Below are 9,301 nucleotides of genomic sequence, written 5' to 3' on the forward strand. Positions count from 1 at the left end.
AACCCACAAACTTTTCACAAAGCGGCGGGCCGTCCCGTTAACCGCTCACGAAGCCGTATCTTGCAGGCTCAATTTTGTTCGCATTGCTCAAACTGGATATTCTGGCCATCGGCGCCCACCCCGATGATGTAGAACTCGGCTGTTCCGGGGTACTCATCGCAGCGGCCCGTTCCGGCAAAAAAACGGGTGTGCTCGACCTTACCGAAGGCGAGCTCGGCACCCGCGGCACCGTGGAAACCCGCTACCAGGAAGCCGCCGACGCCGCCCGCATCATGGGATTATCGGCCCGCGAGAACCTGCAGCTCCGTGACGGCTTTTTTGTAAACGACGAAGCCAGCCAGCGCCGGCTCATTACCGTCCTGCGCCGCTATCGCCCCGACATCGTGATCGGCAACATCATGGAAGACCGGCACCCCGACCACGGCCGCGCCGGACAGCTCATCTACGACGCCTGCTTTTTGTCGGGCCTGCGCCAGGTAAAAACGCAGGAGACCGACGGCAGCGAGCAGGAACACTGGCGCCCCCGTTACGTGTTGCAATACCTGCAGGACCGGTTTTACGAGCCCGATTTCGTGGTGGATGTCACAGAGGTTTGGGAGCAGCGGATGGAATCCATCCTCGCGTACAAAACCCAGTTTCACGACCCGAACGCCGGTGGACCGCAAACCTATATTTCGAGTCCGCAGTTCCTGGAAGCCGTTACCGCGCGGGCGCGCCTGCTGGGCAAGCGGATTGGTGTGCCTTTTGCGGAGGGCTTTCTATCCAAAAAAACAGTCGGTCTCCGCAGTCTCGATTCCCTGGTGTTACAGGAAACCTGAGCCGGCAAACCGGAAACAATAATTCGTTCATACGTTAAAGTCTCTTCGTTCATGGCAGTCCCCAAGTTTGTAAATGCCACGCCTTCCTTCCACACTGAATTGAAAGGCCGCATCAACCAGTATTTTGCGCAAACCGGCAAGCCCGCCACGGGTGGCCCGGCCCTCTACACCAAGGCGATCGTGCTCACGACGGCCTTTGTATTCCTGTACGCCCACCTGGTGTTCTTCACACCCGGCATTCTCCTGTCGATCCTCGAATGCATCCTGCTGGGTTGTGTCGTTTCCGGCATCGGTTTCAACATCATGCACGACGGCGCCCATGGTTCCTTCAGCCGCCGTGGCTGGGTGAATACGCTGGCCGCCTTCTCGCTGAACATCCTCGGCGGCAGCCACTTTATGTGGAACATGAAGCACAACGTAATTCACCACGCCTTCACCAACGTGGACGGCGTCGACGACGATATCGACATCCAACCCTGGATGCGCATGAGCACCACCCAGCCCAAGTACGTGATCCACCGCTACCAGCACCTCTACTTCTGGTTGCTTTATTCGCTGCTGTACGTGCTGTGGATCTTCGTGCTCGACTACCAGAAATATTTCAAGCGCCGCATCGGCGCCATGCCGCTCAAGAAAATGACCGCCGGCGACCACCTCGTGTTCTGGGGCTTCAAGTTGCTGAACCTGGTGCTGTACGTGGTGCTGCCCATCTATATGGTCGGTTTTGTTGACTGGATCGTGGGCTTCAGCATCTTCTCCCTGGTGGCGGGCTTTGTGCTCAGCATCGTGTTCCAGCTGGCGCACACCGTGGAGCATACGCACTTCCCGATGCCCGATGCCGCTACCGGCAAGCTGCAGGACGAGTGGGCCATCCACCAGCTGAAGACGACCGCGAATTTCGCCCCGCACAACCGCGTCATCAACTGGTTCGTGGGCGGCCTCAACTTCCAGGTGGAGCACCACCTGTTCCCGAAGATCTCCCACGTGCACTACCCGGCCATCAGCCGCATCATCAAGCAGGCTTGCCAGGAGTTCGACGTACCGTATATCGAATACCCGAAGATGCGTCATGCCGTAGCGGCACACGTGTCGTTCCTGAAGCAGATGGGCCGCGGCAGCCGCTCCGCGGCGTAAATGTCGGATCTCTGATGTCTTATGTCTGATATAGAAAAAGGATCGCCCGGCGATCCTTTTTCTATTCGGCGAAGAAACATCAGCGATCAGATATCAGAGATCCCGGTGCATGATATGGTGGGGAATGCCGACTTCAAAAAACTGTTCGCCGCGAACGGTGTAGCCGCACTTTTCGTAGAAGCCGAGCACAGCATCGCGGGCGTGCATGAAGAGCTCGCTGAAGCCTCGTTGCCGCGCGACCTCTTCGGCGAAAGCCACGAGTTGCGCCCCCACACCCTTTCCCTGCAAGCCCGTGTCCACGGCCATTTGCCGCAGCTGGATCCGTCGTTCGTCTACCGGTGTCAGCACGCAGCAGGCGAACAGCCGGTTCTCTTCGAAAGCCCCCAGCAACCATTCCTTTTGCTCCCGCTCCGGGTTGATGTACGTTTCCGGAACACCGATCGGCCGTAGCAGCACTTCCAGGCGCAGGCGCTTCATTTGCTCATAATCTTCGGTGCCGGTTTGCAGGAGGCGCAGATCCATTTGCTTAATTTGTGGGTTCAAAAATATACTGCGAATGAGTACGGTATTCAGTCCGGATGAAATCATGGCCAAAGTGAGCACAGGCAAACCGTTTGTGCTGCTGCTCCTGCGCGCGGGCCGCGACCCGATGGAAGGTGAAGACTTCGGACAGCTCCAGATGGGACACCTGCAGCACCTTTTCGGCCTGCAATCGGAAGGCAAGGCGCACCTGTTTGGCCCCGTCACCAACGAGGGCGACCTGAAGGGCATCATCGTGCTCGGCACCGAAAGCAAGGACGAGGCCAGCGCCTGGATGCAGGGCGACCCGCTCTGCGACCGCGGCATCTTCGTGTATGAATTATACGACTGGTTCACGATACCCGGCATGGGCATTCCTGCCAACTCCTGACCCCCGATAAGCGGGGAAATGCTGTTCCCTCCGTTCCCTTCAGGAAGGGCCGGGGATGGGCAGTTTCCCTATATTTGCGCCACAATTCTTGCTAATGATGAACTTCCAACTGAGTGAAGAACAACGGATGATCCAGCAGGCGGCGCGTGACTTTGCGCAGACCGAATGCCTGCCCGGCGTGATCGAGCGCGACGACAAAATGCAATATCCCCGTGAACAGATGGAGAAGCTGGCCGACCTGGGCTTCCTGGGCATGATGGTCAGTCCCGACTATGGCGGTGCCGGCCTCGACACGGTGAGCTATGTGCTGGCAATGGAAGAGATCAGCAAGATCGATGCAAGCGTAAGTGTAGGCATGAGCGTCAACAACTCGCTGGTGTGCTACGGCATCGAAGCCTACGGCTCCGAAGAACAAAAGCAAAAATACCTGACGCCCCTGGCACAGGGCAAAAAGGACGGCCAGCTGTATATCGGCGCCTTCCTGCTCAGTGAGCCCGAAGCTGGCTCCGATGCCACTTCGCAGCGCACCACCGCCGAAGACATGGGCGATCACTACCTGCTCAACGGTACCAAAAACTGGATCACCAACGGCGGTTCCGCTTCCGTTTACCTCGTGATCGCGCAGACCGACCCGGCCAAAGGCTCGCGCGGGATTAACGTGCTGATCGTGGAAAAAGACTGGCCGGGTGTGGTGGTGGCCGCCAAGGAAAACAAGCTCGGCATCCGCGCTTCCGATACGCATACCATCCTGTTCAACGACGTGAAGGTGCCCAAGGAAAACCGCATCGGCGCCGACGGATTCGGCTTCTCGTTCGCCATGAAAACGCTGGCCGGAGGCCGCATCGGCATCGCCTCGCAGGCCCTCGGCATCGCCTCGGGCGCTTACGAGCTGGCGCTCAAATATTCGAAGCAACGGAAAGCTTTCGGCACCGAGATCGCCAACCACCAGGCTATCGCCTTCAAGCTGGCCGATATGGCCACCCGCATCGAAGCATCGCGCCTGCTGTGCTTCCGCGCCGCCCTCGACAAAGACGCCAAGCGCGACTACACCCTGAGCTCCTCGATGGCGAAAGTATTCTCCTCCGAAACAGCCATGTGGACCACGGTAGAAGCCGTCCAGATCCACGGCGGCTACGGCTTTGTGAAGGAGTACCACGTAGAGCGACTGATGCGCGATGCCAAGATCACCCAGATCTACGAAGGCACCAGCGAAGTGCAGCGGATCGTGATCAGCCGGAGCATCCTGAAGTAGCAGCGCGCTATGCGCGCCGGCGTAAATTTGTTTATTCGCCTTTTAGTTAATTGGGAAGGGTCGTTGCAAAACGACCCTTCTTTAATTTTGGCAAATGAGTGTGGATGTAGCTGCGTATACCTCGCTGAAAAAAGAACTGGAAGCCAAAGGGGCCACCCTGGTGGCGGTTTCGAAAACGAAACCCCTCGAAGATATCCGGGAATTGTATGACCTCGGCCAGCGCGATTTCGGAGAGAATTACGTACAGGAGCTGGTGGAAAAGCAGGCCCAGCTTCCGGCCGATATCCGCTGGCATTTCATCGGGCACCTGCAAAGCAACAAGGTCAAATACATCGCGCCCTTTGTGCATCTCATTCACGGCGTCGACAGCGAAAAGCTCCTCCGCGAAGTGTCGAAGGGCGCCCAAAAAGCCGGCCGCAGCATCGACGTGCTCCTCCAGGTGCATATTGCCCGCGAGGAAACCAAGTTTGGCTTCGATGCCGCCGAGCTCGATGCGCTGCTGGAACAACCGGAGACCACGGCACTGCCAGCGCTGCGGTTGCGCGGCCTGATGGGTATGGCTTCGTTCAGCCCCGACCCGGCACTGGTCCGTTCCGAATTCAAGTCGCTGGCGGAACTCTTCCGGAAAGGGGCGGCGCGCTTCCCGCATTTCGATACGCTGTCGATGGGGATGAGCGCCGACTACCGGATCGCGCTGGAGGAAGGCAGCACCCTCGTGCGGGTCGGTTCCCTGCTTTTTGGCAGTCGCAACTGAGCCGTGGCCCGGTTTTGGAAGCTGTGCCGCCAAACCCTTAACCATGAAGAAGATTTCCCTGACGGTCATGACCGCTTTCCTGTCGGCACTGACCTGGGCGCAGGATGCGACCAAAAGCGTGGACGTAAACATCAACACGAAAAGCGGCAACGCCGCCTGGTACACCAACCCGATCGTTTGGGTAGTGGGCGCAGCGGTATTCATCCTGCTGCTGGTGGCTCTTTCGCGCGGACGCAGCCGCGACTGACCCGTTCCAAACGCACATAAAAAGCCCCCCGCCGGAAGCGAGGGGCTTTTCTTTTCCCTTGCGCCCCAAAGGGCGCCATTGGATTGGTTTATAGTGACGCTCGCGCGTTGTACACGTTATCTGCGAAACCAATACTGGAGCTTACGCAACTGGTTCTTTCCCAGCACCACGATCGATTCTTCGGAGGGGCGGGTGATGTAGAGCAGGTAAGAGATCACGAGGATCAGCAGGATGAAAAACCACACGGGGAACATAACACTTCGTTTTATACCTCGTAAAATCCAAACACTGTTCCAGATGGACCACTTGGGAAAAAAAGGTACAGCAAGAGGTAGAAAAACCGCAGCCGGGGCTCCCGATCCGCGGAGCCGGCGTTCTTTTTCCGGCGCAAGTGTGGAACCGGGATGGGAATGAACGCAACAATGGCGCATCCGCGCAACACCTTGTTAAGGAAAGGATAACGACGGTTCAGTGTTGCGAAAGCAGGTAGGTGTCGAGCAGCCCGATGCAGGTTTGCGTCAGCTCCTCGTCCTGCTGCGAACGCGGGTGCCATTCGTCTTCCTCGCGGCGCAGGAGCACCTCCGGTCCTTCACCGTCCAGCGGCTTGAAATGGTAGTCATCGTCGGCGAAGAACACGTCGTAATGGCGGCTGCGGCCGTCGATCGTCAACTGGGTTTTGAAGAGATGCTCCATGTGGGTTGCTTGGATATTAATAGGGAATATGGTTCTGGTCTTCGGCGTGCAGGTCTTCGGGGGCGCTGGCGCCACGCTCCACGGATACATCGGAGCGTTCGAGCGCTCCGTCGCCGGCGGCATGGGCATTCGGCACCTGCTCGGAAGGTGGCGGCGAAACCGGTGCCGGCTCCTTTTCTTTCGGGTCGGGCTGCATACAAACAGGTACAAAACAAATGTGCCAGCGGGGCTGGGCGCGCGCAGATCACGCGGGTAACGCGCTGCAAACAGGCGCATCAAAACCACTAAAAAAGCCCCGCTATGCGGGGCTTTCGTATTTATTAGCGTTATCTGCGAGCTATTTGAAACTGCTCTTCATTACGCGCAACAGTCCGTCCGGGCTCCAGGAGGGGGGCACGATGATGCGGCGTACCGTGTGCAGCGGCTCGGTGGAGTCGCGCTTGGTGGACAGCTGGAAGGCCATCCGGATGTCGCGCTTCTTCAGCTCGGGAATGCCCTCCTTGCTCCAGATGCCAAAGGGATAAGCAAAGTAGTGAATGGGCTTGCCGCTGATATCTTCCAGCTTCTTGCGCTGTACGCCGAGCTGCAGGTCCCAGTCGTTTTCCACCATCTTACCGGTACCCTTGTCGATGTGCGGCGTGGTGAGGTACTTGTCCACGCGGTCGTGGCGCCAGGTGTGGCTCTCAATCGCATGGCCCTCGTCGGCGAGCTGGCGGATCTGCTCTTTGGTCATATAGCGCGGGCGGCCGATGGAGATGGTCATGATGAAATAAACGCCCTTATAGCCGTATTTGTCCATGGCCGGCTTGGCGATCGAGAACTGCTCCTCGTCGGTATCGTCGAAGGTGAGCATGACCGGCTTCTCGGGCAGCGGTGTGCCGAAGGCCAGGTAGTTATAATACTGGTCGGGGAGGATCGTCTGGTAGCCGCTGTCGTGCAGGATCTTCATCTGCGCACGGAAGTCGTTGGCCGTTACGTCGTACTCGCGGGTAGCCTTGGGCACGTCGTAAATGTGGTGATAGCACAGCACGGGCACTTGCTTGCGGCCCATGATGGTGGCCGCGTCGGCCACCTTGGCGTCGGGGCCGGGCCCCGCGGGCGTTGCAGCGGTGGCCGGCTTACCTTTCGTTGTATCGCCGGTGGAGGCGCTGGCGCCCGGTTGCGTGTTGGATTGACAGGCCGCGAGCAGGGCGGCGCAGAGCAGGGGGGTGATCGAAAATCTCATGTTGAAGGGTCAGTTGGCTGCAAAGGTGTAGACCGGCCCGCTGCTACCCAAAGAGTGACACGAAAATATTTTGTAAAGTTCCGGTCAGCGGAAAAAAACGTCGTAGCAAAAGCGCAGCAGGGTACCCACGACTACTACCAGGAAGAGCACGCGGATGAACCGGTTGCCACGGGCGATGGCCAGACGCGCCCCCAGGTAGCCGCCCAGCGCATTGGCGGCCGCCATCGGCAGCGCAAACAACCAGAGGATCTTTCCCTTGAACAGGAACAGGGTGATCGAGCCCAGGTTGGTAGCCAGGTTGGTGAGCTTCGCGTGCGCCGAGGCCTGCAGGAAGTCGAAGCCGATAAACAGGATGTAGGCCAGGATAAGAAAGGAGCCGGTGCCGGGGCCGATAAAGCCGTCGTAGAAACCGAGCAGGAGACTGCTGAAAACGGCCGCGCGTATCTGCGCCGGGTAGGGCACATCGCGGGCGGGGCGCTGCCCGAAATCCTTTTTCACAAACGTATACAGCGCCACGGCGGCCAGCACCAGCAGCATCACCGGCTTGATAAAGCTGTTGCTCACCTGCGTCAGCAGGAGGGAGCCGCCGAAGGAGGCGAAGAAAGCCGTAGCGCAGCTCAGCGCCGCCAGCGGCCAGCGGATGCGCACGCGTTGCAGGTATTGCCGCGCCGCCAGCGAGGTGCCGCTGAAAGAAGGAATTTTCACCGTCGCCAGGATGGAGGCCACGGCGTGGGTAGGCCCCAGCACAACCAGGCTTACCGGTGTCTGAATGAGTCCGCCGCCGCCCACAATGGCATCCACGAAGCCGGCGGCAAAAGCCGCGGTGCACAGCAGCAGGATCTGGAAGTACGTTTCGGTCAAGGCTGGGGCGGGTTTCGGAGGTGATCGAGCAGGACGTCGAGAAAGGCTGCCTGCGCGGGGTTGACCAGAACCCGTGCGGGCTCGTAATCGAACCAGCCGGCCTTGTCGATCTCGGGCACGGAGATCCATTTGCCCGAGCGCGGCGGCCATTGGGTGCGAAAGGTGTTGGAATGGATCGCGGCCGGGTCGATGTCGCCTTCGGCGGCCCAGGCGTGCACGACCTTGCCGGCCTTTTGCTTCACGGTGCCGAGGGGGTGAAAGGGGCCGTTGGCGCGGAAGCCCGTTTCCTCGAAAAATTCGCGGCGCGCGGCGGCCAGCGGCTGCTCGGCCTCGGTAAACTCACCCTTGGGGATCGACCAGGTGCCTTCTTCGCGCCCGGCCCAGAACGGGCCGCCGGGGTGGACCAGGAAAAACTGGGGCCCACCCGTGGAAATACGGTACAGCAATATGCCGGCGCTTTGACGCATGGAGGCAAGGTAAGGCATCGGAAGAAAATGCGGGCGCTAAGAGGCTGTCTAAAAATAATTCGTTGAAAGTGCGTTAGTAGCGAACCGTCCGGAAGGGACGGAATATCGGTAGCCCCGCCGCTGCGGGACAGGCTCCGGGTGCCCCCGGACTAAAGTCCTATCGTGTGGACACAATTCGATCTTTCGATGATTCGCGCCTGGCATCCAATTGAATTCACGAACGATGCACCGCGAAGCGGTGTCGTGTCACTGGCCCCGGGCGCAAGCCCGGGGAAGTCGGAGCGATGGCGCATCCGCACCGCGAAGCGGTGCCGTGTTGCTCCTGCCCCGATTCAACAATATGTTGCAAGGCAGCAGCGCGGCAATACGGCGCCCCTGCGGGGCGCAGAAGCCAATAGGACTCACATAGTCCCCGGGCTTGCGCCCGGGGCTAGTGACACGGTGCTCCTTCGGAGCATTGATTTTCACTTCCTTATTAGATTGGAATAGCCATCAAGAGGAAGGAATGGCCAAGAATTGTGTCCACACGATAGGACTAAAGTCCGGGGCAATAAAAGAAAAAGCCGCTACGCGGCTTTACGAGGGCGCAGGTAGTTAAGCCTTTGAGTTCAGATTGGTTTGGTAACCCTCCACTTGTGCTGTTCCTTACTACCCGACAGCCGCCCTCGCCTTCGAATGGAATCGGCGAGACCCCGCACCGCGAAGCGGTGCCATCCTGGTAGCCGGCGGGCAAAGCCCGCCGGAACGGATTGAAAGCGGGAGGGCGGCGCCATGGTGGGGCGCCATCTGTATTACGTCCGGCGCAGCCGGGCGGTGGAATGACGCATCCCGGCCGGCCAATTGGCCCCGATCATCGGGGGGCAGCTCCCCGGTGACCTTTGGTCCGAGCATCGGACCCCGGAACCGATATGGCGCCCCTTCGGGGCGCATCGTTACCGTA

The 9,301-nt window shown here is 59.4% G+C and carries 13 protein-coding genes; 6 read left to right on the forward strand and 7 right to left on the reverse strand.

Annotation, left to right across the window (positions count from 1 at the left end):
* Positions 1-83 precede the first annotated feature (83 nt).
* A complete protein-coding gene (gene bshB1, locus E0486_RS04710; protein ID WP_131850986.1) occupies positions 84-818 on the forward strand; it encodes a bacillithiol biosynthesis deacetylase BshB1 in 735 nt (244 codons plus the stop codon).
* A gap of 51 nt (positions 819-869) precedes the next feature.
* Entirely contained in the window at positions 870-1,952 is a 1,083-nt protein-coding gene (locus E0486_RS04715) for a fatty acid desaturase family protein (RefSeq protein WP_131850987.1), read from the forward strand.
* Between the two features lie 93 nt (positions 1,953-2,045).
* Here the strand turns inward: E0486_RS04715 and E0486_RS18755 are convergent, their stop codons facing one another.
* Positions 2,046-2,474, reverse strand: a complete 429-nt coding sequence (locus tag E0486_RS18755; RefSeq protein WP_165917193.1) for a GNAT family N-acetyltransferase — start codon at positions 2,472-2,474, stop codon at positions 2,046-2,048.
* Positions 2,475-2,508: 34 nt separating this feature from the next.
* Here E0486_RS18755 and E0486_RS04725 point away from each other — a divergent pair, with 34 nt between their 5' ends.
* From E0486_RS04725 to E0486_RS04740, 4 genes are all read left to right on the forward strand, one after another.
* Entirely contained in the window at positions 2,509-2,862 is a 354-nt protein-coding gene (locus tag E0486_RS04725) for a YciI family protein (protein WP_131850988.1), read from the forward strand.
* A gap of 94 nt (positions 2,863-2,956) precedes the next feature.
* On the forward strand, positions 2,957-4,114 hold the full coding sequence (locus tag E0486_RS04730; protein ID WP_425474777.1) for an acyl-CoA dehydrogenase family protein: 1,158 nt from the start codon (positions 2,957-2,959) through the stop codon (positions 4,112-4,114).
* 94 nt (positions 4,115-4,208) lie between these two features.
* Positions 4,209-4,868, forward strand: a complete 660-nt coding sequence (locus E0486_RS04735) for a YggS family pyridoxal phosphate-dependent enzyme (protein WP_131850989.1) — start codon at positions 4,209-4,211, stop codon at positions 4,866-4,868.
* A gap of 43 nt (positions 4,869-4,911) precedes the next feature.
* Positions 4,912-5,115: a hypothetical protein gene (locus E0486_RS04740; RefSeq protein ID WP_131850990.1), complete on the forward strand. Its 204-nt coding sequence runs from the start codon at positions 4,912-4,914 to the stop codon at positions 5,113-5,115.
* A gap of 116 nt (positions 5,116-5,231) precedes the next feature.
* Here the strand turns inward: E0486_RS04740 and E0486_RS18760 are convergent, their stop codons facing one another.
* The 6 genes from E0486_RS18760 to E0486_RS04765 all read right to left on the reverse strand — a co-directional run bounded on the left by E0486_RS18760 (position 5,232) and on the right by E0486_RS04765 (position 8,361).
* Positions 5,232-5,369: a hypothetical protein gene (locus E0486_RS18760; protein WP_165917194.1), complete on the reverse strand. Its 138-nt coding sequence runs from the start codon at positions 5,367-5,369 to the stop codon at positions 5,232-5,234.
* Between the two features lie 214 nt (positions 5,370-5,583).
* Positions 5,584-5,808, reverse strand: coding sequence for a hypothetical protein (locus E0486_RS04745; RefSeq protein ID WP_131850991.1), 225 nt, complete (start codon positions 5,806-5,808; stop codon positions 5,584-5,586).
* A 16-nt stretch (positions 5,809-5,824) separates the two neighbouring features.
* Complete coding sequence (locus E0486_RS04750; RefSeq protein WP_131850992.1) at positions 5,825-6,004, reverse strand: hypothetical protein; 180 nt, start codon at positions 6,002-6,004, stop codon at positions 5,825-5,827.
* Between the two features lie 141 nt (positions 6,005-6,145).
* Positions 6,146-7,033, reverse strand: coding sequence for a polysaccharide deacetylase family protein (locus tag E0486_RS04755; RefSeq protein ID WP_131850993.1), 888 nt, complete (start codon positions 7,031-7,033; stop codon positions 6,146-6,148).
* An 84-nt stretch (positions 7,034-7,117) separates the two neighbouring features.
* Entirely contained in the window at positions 7,118-7,894 is a 777-nt protein-coding gene (locus E0486_RS04760) for a sulfite exporter TauE/SafE family protein (protein WP_165917181.1), read from the reverse strand.
* Positions 7,891-8,361: an NUDIX hydrolase gene (locus tag E0486_RS04765; RefSeq protein ID WP_131850995.1), complete on the reverse strand. Its 471-nt coding sequence runs from the start codon at positions 8,359-8,361 to the stop codon at positions 7,891-7,893. Before E0486_RS04765 ends, E0486_RS04760 begins: the two co-directional genes overlap by 4 nt.
* Between the last annotated feature and the right edge of the window lie 940 nt (positions 8,362-9,301).

The organism is Flaviaesturariibacter aridisoli, assembly GCF_004343705.1.
Lineage (GTDB): Bacteria > Bacteroidota > Bacteroidia > Chitinophagales > Chitinophagaceae > Flavisolibacter > Flavisolibacter aridisoli.